The 16597-nt window shown below is 71.2% G+C and carries 21 protein-coding genes; 17 read left to right on the top strand and 4 right to left on the bottom strand.

Annotated elements, in window-relative coordinates; genetic code table 11:
- The 15 genes from H2038_RS14275 to H2038_RS14205 form a co-directional block, all read left to right on the top strand.
- Positions 1–201, top strand: a 201-nt coding sequence (locus H2038_RS14275; RefSeq protein WP_292114652.1) for a hypothetical protein, incomplete at its 5' end; no start/stop codon positions are given.
- Between the two features lie 49 nt (positions 202–250).
- Positions 251–523, top strand: coding sequence for a hypothetical protein (locus H2038_RS14270; RefSeq protein WP_292114649.1), 273 nt, complete (start codon positions 251–253; stop codon positions 521–523).
- Positions 523–906, top strand: coding sequence for a M15 family metallopeptidase (locus H2038_RS14265; protein ID WP_292114646.1), 384 nt, complete (start codon positions 523–525; stop codon positions 904–906). The genes H2038_RS14270 and H2038_RS14265 overlap by 1 nt, the downstream gene beginning before the upstream one ends.
- Positions 903–1382 carry a hypothetical protein gene (locus tag H2038_RS14260; protein WP_292114644.1) on the top strand — a complete coding sequence of 160 codons (480 nt, stop codon included), beginning with the start codon at positions 903–905 and terminating at the stop codon, positions 1380–1382. The genes H2038_RS14265 and H2038_RS14260 overlap by 4 nt, the downstream gene beginning before the upstream one ends.
- Complete coding sequence (locus H2038_RS14255; RefSeq protein WP_292114641.1) at positions 1333–1530, top strand: hypothetical protein; 198 nt, start codon at positions 1333–1335, stop codon at positions 1528–1530. Before H2038_RS14260 ends, H2038_RS14255 begins: the two co-directional genes overlap by 50 nt.
- A gap of 234 nt (positions 1531–1764) precedes the next feature.
- Positions 1765–2595 (top strand): flagellin, encoded by an 831-nt coding sequence (locus tag H2038_RS14250; RefSeq protein WP_292114654.1) that lies wholly within the window; start codon positions 1765–1767, stop codon positions 2593–2595.
- Between the two features lie 90 nt (positions 2596–2685).
- A complete protein-coding gene (locus tag H2038_RS14245; protein WP_292114638.1) occupies positions 2686–2976 on the top strand; it encodes a hypothetical protein in 291 nt (96 codons plus the stop codon).
- A gap of 129 nt (positions 2977–3105) precedes the next feature.
- A complete protein-coding gene (locus H2038_RS14240) occupies positions 3106–3945 on the top strand; it encodes a flagellin (protein ID WP_292114635.1) in 840 nt (279 codons plus the stop codon).
- A gap of 262 nt (positions 3946–4207) precedes the next feature.
- Entirely contained in the window at positions 4208–6952 is a 2745-nt protein-coding gene (locus H2038_RS14235) for a transcriptional regulator (protein WP_292114631.1), read from the top strand.
- A 68-nt stretch (positions 6953–7020) separates the two neighbouring features.
- The gene (locus tag H2038_RS14230) at positions 7021–7692 is read left to right on the top strand and encodes a hypothetical protein (RefSeq protein WP_292114628.1); all 672 of its coding nucleotides are present in this window, start codon (positions 7021–7023) and stop codon (positions 7690–7692) included.
- Positions 7692–8108: a hypothetical protein gene (locus H2038_RS14225; protein ID WP_292114626.1), complete on the top strand. Its 417-nt coding sequence runs from the start codon at positions 7692–7694 to the stop codon at positions 8106–8108. Before H2038_RS14230 ends, H2038_RS14225 begins: the two co-directional genes overlap by 1 nt.
- A 149-nt stretch (positions 8109–8257) precedes the next feature.
- A complete protein-coding gene (gene ssb, locus H2038_RS14220) occupies positions 8258–8737 on the top strand; it encodes a single-stranded DNA-binding protein (protein WP_292114623.1) in 480 nt (159 codons plus the stop codon).
- Between the two features lie 16 nt (positions 8738–8753).
- Positions 8754–10061: an SDR family oxidoreductase gene (locus H2038_RS14215; RefSeq protein ID WP_292114621.1), complete on the top strand. Its 1308-nt coding sequence runs from the start codon at positions 8754–8756 to the stop codon at positions 10059–10061.
- Positions 10058–10531 (top strand): DUF2269 domain-containing protein, encoded by a 474-nt coding sequence (locus H2038_RS14210; protein WP_292114618.1) that lies wholly within the window; start codon positions 10058–10060, stop codon positions 10529–10531. Before H2038_RS14215 ends, H2038_RS14210 begins: the two co-directional genes overlap by 4 nt.
- Before the next feature lie 74 nt (positions 10532–10605).
- Entirely contained in the window at positions 10606–11511 is a 906-nt protein-coding gene (locus H2038_RS14205) for a DMT family transporter (protein WP_292114615.1), read from the top strand.
- 57 nt (positions 11512–11568) lie between these two features.
- Here the strand turns inward: H2038_RS14205 and H2038_RS14200 are convergent, their stop codons facing one another.
- Positions 11569–12132, bottom strand: coding sequence for a DUF3035 domain-containing protein (locus H2038_RS14200; RefSeq protein WP_292114613.1), 564 nt, complete (start codon positions 12130–12132; stop codon positions 11569–11571).
- A gap of 102 nt (positions 12133–12234) precedes the next feature.
- Entirely contained in the window at positions 12235–12735 is a 501-nt protein-coding gene (lspA, locus tag H2038_RS14195) for a signal peptidase II (RefSeq protein ID WP_292114610.1), read from the bottom strand.
- 163 nt (positions 12736–12898) lie between these two features.
- On the opposite strand from lspA, the gene H2038_RS14190 reads away from it, so the two are divergent.
- A complete protein-coding gene (locus H2038_RS14190; protein ID WP_292114607.1) occupies positions 12899–14125 on the top strand; it encodes a cation:proton antiporter in 1227 nt (408 codons plus the stop codon).
- A gap of 6 nt (positions 14126–14131) precedes the next feature.
- On the opposite strand, the gene H2038_RS14185 is transcribed toward H2038_RS14190, so the two are convergent.
- A complete protein-coding gene (locus H2038_RS14185; RefSeq protein ID WP_292114604.1) occupies positions 14132–14911 on the bottom strand; it encodes a PhoH family protein in 780 nt (259 codons plus the stop codon).
- Between the two features lie 333 nt (positions 14912–15244).
- Here H2038_RS14185 and H2038_RS14180 point away from each other — a divergent pair, with 333 nt between their 5' ends.
- The gene (locus H2038_RS14180) at positions 15245–15772 is read left to right on the top strand and encodes a gamma carbonic anhydrase family protein (RefSeq protein ID WP_292114600.1); all 528 of its coding nucleotides are present in this window, start codon (positions 15245–15247) and stop codon (positions 15770–15772) included.
- Positions 15773–15782: 10 nt separating this feature from the next.
- Here H2038_RS14180 and H2038_RS14175 read toward each other — a convergent pair whose 3' ends face one another.
- Positions 15783–16310 (bottom strand): PAS domain-containing protein, encoded by a 528-nt coding sequence (locus H2038_RS14175; RefSeq protein ID WP_292114569.1) that lies wholly within the window; start codon positions 16308–16310, stop codon positions 15783–15785.
- Between the last annotated feature and the right edge of the window lie 287 nt (positions 16311–16597).

Raw genomic sequence — 16597 nt, 5'->3', positions numbered from 1 at the left:
GAGCTGCACCCCGTCGCGCAGGATGCGGGTGTCTCCGCCGGCCTGCCCCGCTCCGGCGCTTCCGCGTCCGGGGCCGGCCATCCGGGCGGAGCCGGCGGCCAGCACGGCGGCGGCGGCGGCGGGGGCGGAGCCGGGACCTCGGCAGGCGGCGCGGGCGGCGACGGCGCGCCCGGGCTCGTCTGGCTGATCGCCGCCGGCTGACGCCCCGCCGCCGCTTGCTTCCCCAGTACCCGGAATTTCGAGATCAACGATGGCCCAAGCTCCCGAGAACGCTCCCTCCAGCCTCGCCGAAGGCCGCTGGCTGTGGCGTCGCCTCTACGTCTTCATCACCAGCGGCGGCGCCTGGCTGCTGCTGGACCGCCTGATCGCCACGGTCCCGCCGGAGGCCGCGCCGCGGCTGGCGCACGCCCTGATGGCCCTGCTGGCGCTGAACCTCATCCTCTACCTGGTGGCGCCCAGCGCCCAGCAGCTGATCGCCAGCCTGTCGCTGCTGCGTCCCGGCGCCTCGCGGGAGGACCGCTGATGGGCTTCCGGCTCTCCGAACGGTCGCTGAAGCGGCTCGCGGGCGTCCATCCCCGGCTGGTGAGCCTGGTGAAGGAAGCCGCGGCCCTGACGCCGGTCGACTTCATGGTCACCGAAGGCCTGCGGACGCCGGAGCGGCAGGCCGCGCTGGTGCGGGCGGGGGCCAGCCGGACCCGCAACTCGCGCCATCTCACCGGCCACGCCGTGGACGTGGCGGCCCTGGTCGACGGGCAGGTGCGCTGGGACTGGCCGCTGTACCCGCGCATCGCCACCGCCTTCAAGGCGGCCGCCGTGCGGCAGGGGACGCCGATCGTCTGGGGCGGCGACTGGCCGAAACTCAGGGACGGGCCCCACTTCGAACTCGACCGGAAGGCCTTTCCGTGAGCGCGCGTCAGCTGTGGCGGCTGGCGGGGCCGGCGGGGCGGATCGCGGCCCTTGTGCTGGCGCTCGGCGCGGCCCTGCTGCTGGCGCACGGCCTCGGCTTTCGCTGGGATCCGTTCGACCGCGCCGCCCGCCGCCTCGCTGCCGCCGAGGCCCGCGCGACCGCGGCGGAGTCCGATGCGGCGGCGCGGCGGCTCGAGCGCGAGGCCGCCGTGACCCAGAGCCGCCGTCTCGACATCCATCACCAACAGGCCCTCGCCCTCGAGCGTGCGACCGCACGCGCCGAGGCCGGGGCGAGGAACGCCCATGACGCCGAACACCCCCTGGATCCGGACCGGATCGGTCGTCTCTCTGATCATGATCGCCGGCTGTGCGACCTCGCCCCCGAGGTCTGCGCCGCCGCCCCGGCTGGACCTGCCGTCGGAGGCGATGAGCCCCTGCCGGCTGGACCGGCTGCCGGCCCGGCCGACGCTGGCTGATCTGGAAGCGTCCTACATGGCCCGCGGCGCGGCGCTCGTGATGTGCGACGCCGCGCGGCGGCTGGCGGTGGAGACGCTGCAGGCCGAGCGCGCGCTGCAGGACCGGTGGCGGACCGGAGGATCGCCCCGCCCGGGAAGCGGCCGCTGAATTCCACGACCGCCCGGCAGATTGTTCCCGGCGCCCGGCAGAACCTGCCGGGCGGTCGGCACTTCCTGCCGCCGTCCGGGCAGGCTTAACGAAAACTACCGCAACAAAATCAAGGCCGGGGGCACTGGCACGCCGCCGTCGGCGGATGGTTCGGTCCTTGCTGCAGGCGGAGCGAGCAAAATGCTCCCGGCAGCCAAAATGGCGTCGGACACCTTGAAAGAAGGACTACGTGCCATGGCGCTGAACAGCGTTAACACGAACGTGGGCGCGATGATCGCCCTCCAGAACCTCCAGGTCACCAACAGTGAACTGAGCACGGTTCAATCCCGCATCAACACCGGCAAGAAGGTCGCGTCCGCCAAGGACAACGGCGCCGTCTGGGCTATCGCCCAGGGGCAACGTTCCGAAATCGGCGCCCTGAACGCCGTCAAGGACAGCCTGAACCGCGGCCAGTCGGCCGTGGACGTCAGCCTGGCCGCGGGTGAAAGCGTTTCCGATCTGCTGATTCAGCTGAAGGAAAAGGCCCTGGCCGCGACCGACACGTCGCTGACCACGGCGGCGCGCGACGCCCTGAACGAAGACTTCACCTCGATCCGCGACCAGATCGCCACCGTGGTGAGCAACGCCTCGTTCAACGGCGTCAACCTGCTCGACGGTTCGGCGACGGCGGGCTTCAAGGCCCTCGCCAACATCGCGGGCTCGACCATCACGATCAACGACGAGGACATGAGCCTCTCCGGTTCGATCGTGACCCTGACGACCAGCGAGGAGATCGACACCGCCACGGCCGCCACGGCCGCCCTGGCCAAGGTCGACGCCTCGATCGCCAACGTCTCGGCTTCGCTGGCCCGCCTCGGCACCGGCTCGAAGTCGCTGGGCACCCACCTGACCTTCGTCAACAAGCTCCAGGACACCCTGGAAGCCGGCGTCGGCAACCTGGTGGACGCCGACCTGGCCAAGGAAAGCGCCCGACTGCAGGCGCTGCAGACCAAGCAACAGCTGGGTGTGCAGGCGCTGTCGATCGCCAACTCCTCGACCTCCATCCTGCTCGGACTGTTCCGCTAAGGATTTGCGGAAGGGCGGGGCGCCCGCGCCCCGCCCGACCCGTCCGGGCCCCTGACAGGGAGCCGCCGGCGAAAGCCGCCGGAAGGAGTGATGCAGAACCATGCAAAGATAGAACCCCTCGCCCTCGGAGCGATCGTACCCGCCGCCGCAGGCTCAACCGCCAGCGGCGACTTCCGTGATTCGCGCGCGCAGCAGGAGGCGGACCAGGCGTCCCGCTACCGGCTGGTGATCGAGGAAGGCCCCTCGGCCGGCTCGTTCATCTACAAGACCCTCGACCGCGTGACCGGCGAGGTCGTGAAGCAGCTGCCCCGCGAACAGGTCGTCGAGCTGATGCGGACGGCCGACTACAGCAGCGGCTCGGTCATCGACACCCGGGCCTGACGCCGGCGCCATCCCGCCGGACCCCGCGCAGGAGCGATCCGCGCGGTTAAAACGCTTGGTTAGCGCGCGTTAACCATGTGTCCACGCTTGGCCATCTAGCTTGCCCCAAACCTGAAAGGGCCGAGTCGGATGACGAACAGCGTCCACACCAATGCTTCAGCGGCGATCGCGCTGCAGAATCTCTCCAGCACGAACAGCCGACTGGCTGACGTGCAGAGCCGCATCTCGACCGGACTGAAGGTCCAGGGGGCGAAGGACAACGCCGCCATCTGGGCCATCGCCCAGCAGCAGCGGGCGGACGTCGGGGCCCTCAGCGCCGTCAAGCAGAGCCTCGACCGCGCCACCTCGATCGCCGACGTGGCCCTCGCCGCCGGCGAGTCGATCTCCGATCTCCTCAACCAGCTGAAGGAGAAGGTGGTCGCCGCCAAGGACTCTTCCCTGAAGACGCAGTCCCGGGAACTCCTCAACGCCGACTTCCAGGCCCTGCTGCGCGCCATCGCCTCGGCCGTGGACAATGCGACCTTCGACGGCGCCAACATCCTGGACGGCACGCTGACGACCGGCATCGCCTTCCTCGCCAACGCCGACGCCTCGGGGACGGTCACCCTGTCCGCCAAGGACCTGACGCTGGGCGGCGGCATCATCGATCTGACGACCGCCACCGACAGCCTGCTGACGCTGAGCGGCGCCGACCAGGCGCTCACCCGCCTCGACAACTCGATCGGCCAGCTCAACGCCGCGCTCGGCGAGCTGGGCGCCCAGGCCAAGCAGATCGAGGCCCACAACAGCTTCGTCACCAAGCTGGTGGACACGCTCGAGTCGGGGATCGGCAACCTCGTCGACGCGGATCTGGCGAAGGAAAGCGCGCGCCTTCAGGCGCTGCAGGTGCAGCAGCAGCTGGGGGCCCAGTCGCTGTCGATCGCGAACCAGGCGCCGCAGATCATCCTGTCGCTGTTCCGCGGCGGCTGACCGGCGGTTCAGCCCCGGCGCGGATGGCCGATATGGACCGGCGCGGGCCGGCGGCGCTGGGCGGCGCGGGGGCCGAATCCGTACAACGAAAGCAGGGAAGTCAGGGCGTCAAGGAAGGCGGTCACGGGCTTGTCCCTCCGCATGCGGACCGTCGTAAACTACGGCCGGCGACCATTGTTCCCCGAGTCGGCCGCGGAGTCCCGGCTCCGCTGTTAACGCCTCCTTACGGTCAAGCCGTCAGGATGGCCGGCGGGAGCGCCCTGTGATCGACAACAGCTACCTGCTCGGGCTTTTCGGAGGGACGTCGCTGTCGTCGACGACGGCGGGCGGCCTTGCGCCGACCCCGAAGAAGGCGCAGCCGACCCCGCCCTGGTCGACCTCGACCAAGCCCCCCGAGCCGAGCGCCCAGCTTCGCGCGGCCCTCGCCGGCCGGAACTTCATCGACGAGGGCGCGGCGCAGCTGGACGTGCCCGGCGCCTCCGCCGACTACCGCAAGCTGTTCGCCTTGTACCAAGGGCTGGACACGCTCAACGTCCTCGCCAACCGCGCCTCGGTGAAGGGGCTCTCCGCGCTGGAGCTGACGCAGCTGCAGCGGCGGTTCTCGGCCGGGGTCGGGGAGATCGGCGACTGGCTGAAGGCGGCGGAGTTCGACCAGGTCCGCCTGGTGCAGGGCACGTCGAGCATGACCAGCAAGACGTCCGCCGCCGTGCCGCGCGACAGCGCCCGCTCGATCACCGGGCCGGTCCATGAGGGCCCGCTCGACAGTCCGGTGGCCGCCTTCGCCGGGGACACCCGCTTCGGGATCACCATCCGGAAGCCGGTGGGAATCAGCGGATCGAGCACCCAGACCATCCAGATCGATCTCGCCGAGATGGGCGCGCAGCCGCGCACGCTCGACAACGTCGTGCGGCACATCAACGAGAAGCTGGAGGCGGCCGGCGTCCAGACGCGGTTCGGGCGCGAGCACATCAAGGCCGAGCCGAAGACGCTGCAGGTGAACGGCCGGACGGTCACCCTCCCGGCGGGCCCCGACCGCTGGGCGCTGGCGGTCCGCGGGACCTCGACCGAGACGGTGGGCTTCACGGCCGCCGAGACCTCGGACGCGGTCTATGTGGTGCAGGCCGCGGGGGCCGGCGGCCACCAGCTTCTGAAGTTCCGCAGCGACGGGGGGTCGGCCCCGGCCCCCGCGGGCGGCGGCGTGGGCGAAACCCACTGGGTCGAGGACCGGCTGTCTCAGGACAATCTTCCGGACGGCGTCGAGGCGGTGCGGGCCAGCGCCGTGGGGCCCGACGGATCCCTGTGGCTGGTGGCTGACGTCACGGCGGGGCCCGACACCCAGCCGATCAAGGGGGTCAGGGACGTCGCCCTGATGAAGTACGACAGCGCCGGCCGGCTGGTCGCCACCCGGACCCTCGGCGCGGCCTCGACCGCGAGCGGCTACGCCATCTCCGTGGGATCGGACGGACAGGTGGCCGTGGCGGGCTCGGTGACGGGCGCGCTGAACACCAGCGCCGCCGACGCCGGACGCCAGGGCGACGCCGCCGGCGTGGCGGACAGCTTCGTCTCGGTGTTCGACGCCGAGGCCCGCGAACTGTGGACCCAGCGCCGCGGCGCGCGTGCGGCGGACGAGGCGACGGCCGTCAGCTTCGGGCCGGACGGGATCGTCTACGTCGGCGGCCGCGCCCGCTCCGCCCTGCCGGGCGCCGGCGCTGTCGGCGGCTGGGACGGCTATCTCCAGGCCTTCAAGGCCGGAGAGCCCTACCCGACGGCCGGGATCGTCGCCCGCGCCACGGCGACCGAACAGTTCGGAACCGCGGCTGACGACAGCGTCGCCGCCGTCGCGGTCGACGGCTCCAATCTCTACACCGCCGGCGTCGAGGGCGGCCGCGCCGTCGTCCGACGCTTCACCCTGGATGCGGACGGCGCGCCGACCCTCGCCTCCACGCGCGATCTGGGCCCGATCAGCGGCGAGATCTCCGGACTGGCGATTTCGGACGGCCGGGTCGTGCTGACGGGGGCCAGCCGGGACTCGGGCCTGTCCGCCGGCTCGACCACGACCGCGCACTCCGGGGGCAAGGACGTCTTCGTGGCGGCCCTGTCGGCCGATCTGGCCGCCGCTCCGACGGACCGGCTGAACTGGTTCGGAGGCGCCGGGGACGACACGGCCGCCGGCGTGAAGGTCCACGACGGGAAGGTCTGGGTGACGGGGGTCTCGGACCGCAGCCAGACGGCGAAGCCCGAGGACCCCACGCAGGGCTTCCTCGCGCGCCTGGATCCGCTGACAGGCGCCGTCGAGTACCAGCGCACCTGGTCCGGAGAGGGCCAGCAGGCGCGGCCTCTCACCCTCGCCGTGGCGGCCGGCGGCGCCAGCGTGCTCGACCGGCTGGGTCTGCCGCAGGGCGAGATCGACCAGAGCGACTCGAAGCGGCTGATCGACGCCACCTCGCTCCGCGCCGGAGACCGCTTCTATGTGAGCCCGGCCGACGGCGGCCGGTCGGTGGCCGTGACCATCGAAGCCAAGGATACGCTCGCTTCGCTGGCCCGGAAGATCGAGATCGCCTCGGGCTCGAAGCTGAAGGTGACGGTGGCGTCCGAGGGCGGGACGGTGACCGGCCGGGACGGCGAGGTCACCACCACCACCGGCGGCTTCCAGCGGCTTTCGATCATGGCGCGAAGCGGCAAGGCGGGCGCGGTGATCACCGCCGGCGAGGCCGGTCGTGACGCGCTGGCGGGGCTGGGCCTGTCGCCGGGCTTCGTGGGACCGACCTCCGGGGACGGCGCGCGCAAGACCTTCGGTCTCGACCTTCCGGCGGATCTGAGCCTCGGCGACGCCGCCTCGACCAAGGCCGCCGGGGAGCGCATCCAGGCGGCCATGAAGGCGGTGCGCGACGCCTACCGTTCGCTCGCCCCCGCCTCGGCCACGCCGGCGGCGACGGGGCCGGCTCCGGCCTATCTCACGGCCCAGCTGGCCAACTACCAGGCGGCCCTGTCGCGGCTGGGCGGCTGATCGCCGATTGCCGTTGACGGCGGCGGCTCCCGCGGGGTTATTGGGCTTTCCCTTCGCGCGAGCCAGGAATGCCCCGGGACAACCGAGTTCTCATCGCCATCGGTGCAGCCGTCGCCGTCCTTGCGGCGATCGTCATCGCGCTGATCGTCTCCGGCGGCCGCGACCGCAGTTCCGAGCCGCCGCCCGCGGCGCAGGGGGGGCTGGTCGTGGACGTGGCCGAAGCGCCCGCGCTGGACGCGACCCGCGAGCTCCGCTGCTATGTCGCCGGCCAGTTCGTCGGCATGGCGACGCTGGCGGACTGCGCCCGGCGCAACGGCCTCGCGACCGACGCCCTCGACGTCGGCATCGACGAGACGGGCGCGCTTGTCGCCGCTCCTACGGCGTCGTTCGCGCCCCCGCCGGCCGAGCCTCCTGCGGAGCTCGCCGACGCCGCGCCGGCGCCCGCGCCGCTGGAGAGCACCGAGCCTGCCCGCCCCGCGCCGCAGCAGGCCGCCACCGAGCAGTGCCTGCGCTACACCGGTTCCGAATGGCGGATGCTCTCGTCCGGCACGACGCTGAACGCCTGCGTCCAGGCGCTCTATGCCGGCACCTGCGTGCGGCCGGGCGACGCCCAGTACGGGCGCTGGGGCGACACGACCCTGCGGCTGGTGCCGCGCCGGGTCGAGCAGTCGGCCGACAACAACAACTTCCGCACGTTGGCGGAGCAGGACCGCAGCTGTCAGTTCCCGGGGCTCCGTTGATGCGTCTGTCTCCCGCCCTCGCGGCTGTCGCCTGCGCCCTGGCCGCGGCCGGCTGCAGCCAGTCCACCAAGGCCCCGTTCGACCGGGGCGTCTGCTATGCGGTCGAGCCCGGCGAGGCCGGCCAGGCCCCCAGTTTCAACGTCGTCGCCGAAGATCAGCCGCAGATCGAGTTCTGCGCGGCGCGGCTGGAGGAGATGCGGCTGCGTTTCCTGCGCATGGGCGGCAGCCGTCGCGAGATCGTCGGCGCCTACCAGGGACGCTTCATCTTCATCGACAGGGCCGGCGTCTCCTTCGGTCAGACGCTGGAGGGCGCGCGGTTCATGGCGCTGGCGCGGACCGGCGACGGCCGTCTGGCCATCCCCGGCGCGATCCAGCGCGAGGTCGACGCCCAGTCGGGCGCGACGCCGGCGGGTTGAGGAACAAAGCTGGAACATTCGCCTCGGCCGGGGTAAGGTCGCGCCGCACGGCGCCGCGGCTGTGGGAAACATCCGGCGGCTGCGAAATTGTTCGGCCGGCGCGGCGCGAAGCGCGCTAGGCCAGCGGACGAGAGAAAAAGGAGCTCGAGATGGCGGGCAGCGTCAACAAGGTCATTCTGGTCGGCAACCTCGGGCGGGACCCGGAAATCCGCACCCTCAACAGCGGCGAGCGGGTCGCCAACCTGTCGCTGGCCACCTCGGAGACCTGGCGCGACAAGAGCAGCGGCGAGCGCAAGGAAAAGACCGAGTGGCACCGGGTCGTCATCTTCAACGACAACATCGTCAAGGTCTGTGAGAACTACCTGAAGAAGGGCTCGACGGTTTACGTCGAGGGCCAGCTGCAGACGCGCAAGTGGACGGACCAGCAGGGCGTGGAGAAGTACTCCACCGAGGTGGTGATCCAGAAGTTCAAGGGCGAGCTGACCATGCTGGGCGGCCGCGGCGAGGGCGGCGGCATGTCCCGCGGCGGCGGGGACGACGACTATTCGTCCGGCTTCTCCACCGGCGGCGCCAACAAGCCCTCCGGGCCGCGCGAGAGCTACGACCTGAACGACGACATCCCGTTCTGACCACGGGCCGGGCGCCATGACGCCGCGGGGGCGCGTGCTGGTGCTGGGGGCGAACGGGTTCATCGGCAGCCATGTGGCGGCCGCCCTTTCGTCCGCCGGATGGATCGTCCGCGCGGGCGCGCGGCGGCCGGACCCGGCGTCCCGGCGGGCTCCGCAGCACGAGTGGACGGCCGTCGATTTTCGAACGCTGGGCGATCCGGCGGCCTGGCGGCCGTTGCTGGAGGGCGTGGACGCGGTGGTGAACTGCGTCGGCGTCCTGCAGGACGGCGGAGGCGACGACACCCGAGCAGCGCACGTCACGGGCCCGCGGGCGCTGATCACCGCCTGTGAGGCGGCGGGCGTGAAGCGGCTGGTGCATCTCTCCGCCGTCGGGGCGGACGATGAGGCGGACACCGCCTACGCCCGCACCAAGGCTGAAACCGAAAGGATGATCCGCGCCAGCCGGCTGGACTGGACGATCCTGCGGCCTTCGCTGGTGCTCGGGCGCGGGGCCTTCGGGGGCACCGGTCTGCTCCGGGCGATGGCGGCGTTTCCGGGCGTGATTCCCGTGGTCGACGGCGGCCAGCCGGTGCGGCCGGTGCCGATGGACGATCTCACCGCAGCGGTGGGGGCGGCGCTGGAACGACCGCAGGCCGTGCGCCGGAGTTTCGACGTCTCCGGGCCGCAGTCGGTCAGCCTTGTCGATCTACTCCGCCTCTACCGCGGCTGGCTGGGTCTCCCGCCGGCGCCGGTTGCGCGCGCGCCGCGCTGGATGGTCGCTCCGGTCCTCCGCCTCGGCGACCTGCTGGCGCGCATGGGCTGGTTCTCCCCGCTGACCTCCACCTCCATGCGTCAGCTCGACCACGACGTCGCCGGCCGCGAAGACGACTGGCAGGAGGCGCTGGGCGTCCGCGCCCGGGATCCGGTCGCCGCCCTGTCGGCCGCGCCCGCCTCCGTCCAGGACGTCTGGCACGCGCGACTCTGGTTCGTGCGGCCGGCGGCCGTCACCGCGCTGGGCCTGTTCTGGCTGCTGACCGGCCTCATCACCTTCGGCCCCGGCTGGGGACGGGCGGTCGAGGTGTTGCAGGAGGGCGGCTACGGTCGCTGGGCCGGGCCCGTCGCCGGCTGGGGGGCGGCGCTCGACATCGCTCTCGGCCTCGCCCTTTTCGTCCGACCGTGGACCGGCCGCGTGGCGCTGGTGATGGTCCTGGCCACGGCCGGCTACCTCGTCGCGGCGACGCTGAGCCTGCCCCAATACTGGGCGGATCCCCTCGGCCCCTGGCTGAAGGTGATCCCCATGATGGTCCTGTGCCTGTTCGTGGCGGCGACGGATGCGCGGCGATGATCAGCCTCTACGTCCTGCTGAAGCTGGTTCATGTGCTGTCCGCGGCCGTGTTGTTCGGGACCGGGGCGGGGATCGCCTTCTTCATGGTCCGGGCCCGGTCGACGCGCGATCCGGCCGTCGCCGCAGCGGTGGGACGGATGGTGGTCCAGGCCGACTTCCTCTTCACGGCCACCGCGGTGGTGGTCCAGCCGCTCAGCGGCCTGGCCCTGATGCGCCTGCAGGGATACTCGCCGGGCGAGCCGTGGCTGCTCGCGAGCTATGGCCTGTATGTTCTGGTCGGCGCCTGCTGGCTGCCGGTGGTCTGGATCCAGCAGAGGCTTGTGCGCCTCGCCGCCGCCGCCGCGGCGGCGGGCGAGCCGCTGCCGCCGGCCTATGATCGCCTGTACCGCATCTGGTTCGCCCTTGGCTGGCCAGCCTTCGCGGGCGTGATCGGCATCTACGTTCTCATGCTGTCGCGCCCCGCCTTCTGATCCGCCACACTCTGAAATGCGAAGTGTCGCGCGGCGGTCTCGCGCCGCAGCCCGGCGCAGGCTAGGCGGTGCGGGTGAAGCCCGCCGCGCCGTCTCCCGCTCCCCTGTCTCCGGCCGAGATCGCCGCCATCGTCGCGGTCGTCGTCATCTGGGGAGTCAACAACGCCGCCGCGAAGCTGGCCACGGAAACCCTGCCGCCCCTGCTGACGGGATCGCTGCGTTTCGCCATCGCCGCCGCCTGCCTGATCCCCTTCGTGCGGCCGCCCTTCCCGAACTGGAAGAGCCTGCTTCTGATCGTGGCGGTCGGCGGGCCGCTGCACTACGGCCTGATCTATCTGGCCTTCTGGCTGGCGCACGACGTCAGCCCGGTGTCGGTCGCCGCGCAGCTGTGGGTGCCGTTCACCGCCCTTTTCGCCTTTCTCGTGCTCGGAGAGCGGCTCTCCCGCGCCGCCCTGGCCGGCATGGGCGTCGCCTTCGTCGGCGTCGCCTGGATGACGCTTGATACGCACGCGATCGCCGACTGGAAGGGCATCCTCGTCGGCATCGCGGGGGCTGCGGCCTGGGCGATGACCACCGTCATCGCCCGTCGCACCACCTCGATTCCGCCGCTCAAGATGCAGGGGCTGCTGGCGATGGTCGCGTTGCCGAGCCTGGCCCTGGCGTCGGCGGCGTTCGAGCGCGGTCAGGTGGAGGCGCTCGGCCGGGCCGACCTGCTGGTCTGGGCGAGCCTCGGCTGGGCGGGGCTGGTCTCCTCGGTGCTGGCCACCACCCTGGTGTTCTGGCTGGTGCAGCAGCGCGAGGCCGGACGGGTGACGCCCTATCTGCTGGCGACCCCGGTCGTGTCGATCCTGATCGGCTGGCTGTTCATGGGCGACGTCCTCACCTCCCAGATCATCACCGGCGCGGCCCTGACGATGGGCGGCGTGGCCATCGTCGCGCTCGCCGAACGCGGCCTGCGGGCGGGCGCCGCCAAGGCGTGAATTGAAAAGGCCCGGCCGCTGCAGCGGCCGGGCCTGTCAGGGTTCGCCCTCCGGTTCCTAGAGACCCGGAAGCTTGAAGCCGTTGTCCCGTCGCGGGGTGATCAGGATGCCGGCCTGGCCGCCGGTCAGCGCCTGGACCCGGGCGTATTCGCTGGCCGCGTCGATGGTGATCTGGCCTTCCGGCCCCTGGGTGGTCGACGCCGCCTGGGTCGAGGGCTCGTCGCGCCGCCAGAACAGGATCCGGTTGGCCCAGCCTTCCTCCTTGTGGGCGAGATCGCCGAACTCGTCGTCGATCACATAGCGGGCGAGGGGGTCGGCGCGATCGCCGCCGGCCTCGCTCACCAGCACCTGCTCCCCGGGGGACCGGGTCACGGCCTGGCGCTGGCCCAGCAGGATCTGGCGGGCCGCCGACTCCGGCGCCAGCTCCTGCGGGCGCGGCTGGCCGGGCGCGGGCGGACGCAGGCCGTACTCCGGCGGCACGGTCAGCGGCGCGGTCGAGACGGTGAGGAACTCGTCGGGAGTGACCTTGGTCAGGCCGATGCCCTGCCGGAGGCTGGAGCAGGCGCCGAGCGCGAGCGTCGAGGCGGCGATGGTCAGAACGGCGGCGGTGCGAAGGCGCATGATCGATCCCGGTGCGGCGCCTGGGGCGCGCGTAAACCCTGTAGGAAGCGGCTGATTACGACTTTTCGACGGCGACGCCAACCGCCGAGCGGGGGGCCAGGGTCAAGCCTTCCGCTGGTCCGCGGCGCGCGCGCCGCGCTCCGACAGGAAGGCGTCGAGGATCAGCAGGACGATTCCCACATTGATCGCGGCGTCGGCGACGTTGAACACCCAGGGGAAGTAGAGGCCGGAGAAGTCCAGAAAGTCGACGACATAGCCGTAGCGGATGCGGTCGATCACATTGCCGAGCGCCCCGCCCATGACCAGGCCGATGGCGGCGATCAGCAGGCGCCGGTCGGCGCGGGTCGCCCAGACCGCCAGGAAGACCGAGACGCCAAGCGAGAAGACGGTGAGCAGCCAGCGCGCCGAGCCGTCCCCGAACAGGCCGAAGCTGACCCCGAAGTTGCGCACCCAGGTCAGGCTGAACACCGGATCCCAGACCACGATCCGGCCCACCTCCGGCAGCTCCAGACCCGTGACGACCCAGGCCTTGGTCAGCTGGTCGAGCACGATGACGAGAACGGCGAAGCCGTAGGCGGCGTAGGCGATGCGGGGGATTTTCATTCGGGTCGCTGGAATGTGGCGCTTCCGGTTAGCAGGCCCGGCCCGGCGCGCGAAGGGGCAATCTCGCCGCGAGCAAACGGTTTCGGCTTGCCCCGGCGCCGTCAAGGCCCCAGGTGGAAGCCTCTGATCACCGAAGTCCTGACCCGCCCGCCAGGGAGCGCCGATGCCGCATGCCGACAGCCTGATCCTGACCCTCGTCGGAGGCTTCGTGCTGGCCTTCGTGTTCGGCATGATCGCCAACAGGCTGAAGCTCTCGCCGCTGGTCGGCTATCTGCTGGCGGGGGTGGCCGTCGGTCCGTTCACCGCAGGCTTCGTCGCGGACATGGAGCTGGCGCCGCAACTGGCCGAGATCGGCGTGATCCTGCTGATGTTCGGCGTCGGGCTCCACTTCTCTCCCGCCGACCTGATGAAGGTCCGCAAGGTCGCCCTGCCGGGCGCGCTGGTCCAGATCGCGGCGGCGACCTTCCTCGGCTGGGGGCTCGGCCGCTTCGCCCTCGGCCTGCCGGACATCGAGGCCTTCCTGCTGGGCTTCGCCCTGTCGGTCGCCTCGACCGTGGTGCTGCTGCGCGCCATCGAGGAGCGTCGGCAGCTGAAGGCCGAGGTCGGCCGGATCGCGGTCGGATGGCTGATCGTCGAGGATCTGGTCATCGTCATCGCCCTGGTGGTGATGCCCCTGCTGATCGTCGCTCCGGGCGAGACCCTGGACCCGTCGCAGCTGGCGCGGTCGATGGCGTGGACCCTGGGCAAGGTGGCCCTGTTCGTCGCGGCCATGCTGGTGATCGGACCCCGCGTCCTGCCCTGGATTCTGGTGCGCATCGCCCACACCCGCTCGCGCGAACTCTTCACCCTCGGGGTGCTGGCGATGGCGCTGGGAATCGCCTGGGTCGCCTACCGGCTGTTCCACTCGTTCGCCCTCGGCGCCTTCCTGGCGGGCCTTGTGCTGAACAGCTCGCCGCTTGGCCACAACGCCGCCGAGCGGTCGTTGCCGCTCCGCGACGCGTTCGCGGTGCTGTTCTTCGTCTCGGTCGGAATGCTGTTCGACCCGGGCATCCTGGTGCGCGAGCCGCTGGCGGTGCTCGGCCTGCTCGCCATCGTCATCGTCGGCAAGTCCGTCGCGGCGCTGGCGATCACCAGCGTGTTCCGGCTCGACCGGGCGACCAGCCTGACGGTCGCGGCCAGTCTGGCCCAGATCGGCGAGTTCAGCTTCATCCTCGCCGCCCTCTCCATGTCGCTCGGGGCGATGAGCCGGGAGACGCACGACCTGGTGCTGGCGGCGGCGCTGCTGTCGATCTCGCTCAACCCGTTCGTCTTCGCCCTCGTGGACCGGCTTGGAGCGCGGCCCGCTCCGGCCGCCGAACGGGAGCCGGAGCGGGTGACGGACCTGATCTGACCGGCGTCAGAGCACGCCGATCATCGAGGCCACCAGCGGGTGGCGGACGATGTCGCGCTCGGCGAGGCGAACCACGGCGATGTCGGGCACGGCCTCAAGCCGGGCGGCGATGTCGGCCAGCCCCGACACGCCGGGCAGCAGGTCCGACTGGTGGGGGTCGCCGGTCACCACCATGGTCGAGTGCCAGCCGAGCCGCGTCAGCAGCATCTTCAGCTGCACGTAGGTGCAGTTCTGGGCCTCGTCGACGACGATGAAGGCGTTATTCAGCGTCCGGCCGCGCATGTAGCCGATGGGGGCGATCTCGATCAGCCCTTCGGCCATCAGCGCCTTCACCCGCTTCATCGACAGGCGGTCGGACAGGGCGTCGTAGAGCGGCCGCAGATAGGGGGCCAGCTTGTCCTCCATGTCGCCCGGCAGGAAGCCGATCGATTCGCCGGCCTCGACCGCCGGCCGCGACAGGACGATCCGCCCGACCTTGCCCGCCTCCAGCGCCTCGACCGCCTTGGCCACCGCCAGATAGGTCTTCCCGGTGCCTGCCGGACCGAGCGCCATCACCAGGTTGGCGTCGTCGATCGCGGTCAGCAGTTCCGCCTGGCCGTCGGACTTCGGCTTCAGCGTCTTCAGATAGCCCTGCTCCCTCTCGTCGTTCGAGGGGTAGGGGGACCAGCCGGCGTGGGTCGGGAGACGCCGCACCTTGGCGTCCTCGATGAACTGGCGCGAATCGAGAATGCCGTGCTCACGCGACATCTCACGGGTTTGACGCTTCAGGGCCGCACGCTTGGTCATGGACGCCTCCGGGGAAGGGACATCGACGGCGCGGTCGCGCCGTCGTCAGGCAAGAAAAAAGGCGACGCCGCGGGGACGTCGCCTCGAACGAGGGGGGAGAGCAGGGCAGGGAATGCGATGCAGCCGCCCGGGTCGGTGGAAGAGCCATCCTCCAGCGGGGGAACCCGCCGAACCGAGCACGCCACGCGCGTCTCCTGGATCTGACCGGACCGGGCTTGATCCGGCTTCCGATCCGGGGCCGAAATGGGCCTCGAATCGCAAGAACACTCTGATGCTAACGTGGTTTCCAAACGCTTAAAGCGCTGAATGTGCTCAAGATAAGGTGATGTTTCTATGACGATATATGCGTTGGCGGACAAGAAACCGCAGCTTCCGCCGGACGGCGAATACTGGGTGGCGCCGAATGCTGTGGTGACAGGAGATGTGATTCTGAAGCCGGGCGCCAGCGTCTGGTTCGGCGCGGTGGTGCGCGGCGACAATGATCCGATCACCATCGGCCGCGACACCAACATCCAGGACGGCAGCGTCCTGCATTCGGACCCGGGCGAGCCGCTGACCATCGGCGACGGCGTGACCGTCGGTCATATGGTCATGCTTCACAGCTGCGAGATCGGCGACAACACCCTGATCGGCATCGGCGCGGTGGTGCTGGGCCGCGCCCGGATCGGGCGGGACTGCCTGATCGGCGCCAACACCCTGATCACCGAGGGGAAGGTGATTCCCGACGGCTCGCTGGTGATGGGGCAGCCGGGACGGGTGGTCCGGCAGCTGGAGCCGGGGCAGATCGAGGCGCTGAGGGCGTCCGCGGCCCACTACGTCCAGAACTGGAAGCGCTACGCCGGCGGGCTGACGCCGCTCTGATCGCCGCGCCTCAGGCGCTGCGACGGCTGGAGACGAGACGGAGCGGGGGCCGAATCGTCTCGCCGGCGGCGACCGAAAGGCGCGCGACGAGTCTTCGCGGCGCGGACCCGGGGAGGGCTCCAGCGCTCGCGGCGACCAGACCGAGAATCAGCACTTCGCCGGTCGTCGCCCGCAGCGGCGCCAGGCAGACCTCCGCGGCCGGCCCGCCGCCGTCCACCTGGGCCGTCACCACGAATGGCCGGACCTCCCGGACGGAGCGGGCGAGGGCGGGAAACACCAGGGCCGGCGAGGAGTCGCACCACATGTCGCCGAAGGCCCGGCCGGCCAGCGGCCGCTGACAGAGCGACTCCAGCCAGCTCCCCGCAAGCCGGAAACGGGCGTGGGGGCCGGCCTCGTCCAGAACAAAGGCGCGGTTGAGCCGCCCCCCCAGCGCCTCGGGGGCCAGAGCCGTACGCGCGGGAATGCCGCCGCGCGCCTGCGGCCGACGCGCAAGCCCGGTCCAGTGCGTGATCAGGAATTGCGTATCAGCGTGGAACATGCAGGCGGTCTCCGTACGCCTCGCCGCAAGCGGCGCGCCGCCCAAAACGCAACGGAAACGCAAGGCTTTCCAGTTCAGATGATGGCTGGAGCGACCTGCCTGTGCGGGATCGCGCGTGAATTACTTCGGGAGATCGGCCCATGGCGGTGCGGATCATGACCTGGCTGCCCGCTGCGGCAGGCTTCCTTGCTGTCTCGGCCATCGCCGATTCGGCGGCCGCCCAGTGCGGTCCGGTTTGCCCGCCCCCGCCGCCGCCGTGCTGCGAGCCGCCGCCGCTGGGAGAAGCG

The organism is Brevundimonas sp. (assembly GCF_013912005.1).
Classification (GTDB): Bacteria; Pseudomonadota; Alphaproteobacteria; order Caulobacterales; family Caulobacteraceae; genus Brevundimonas.
The sequence above is the reverse complement of the archived record's forward strand: the minus strand, read 5'-3'. Positions and strand labels throughout refer to the sequence as shown.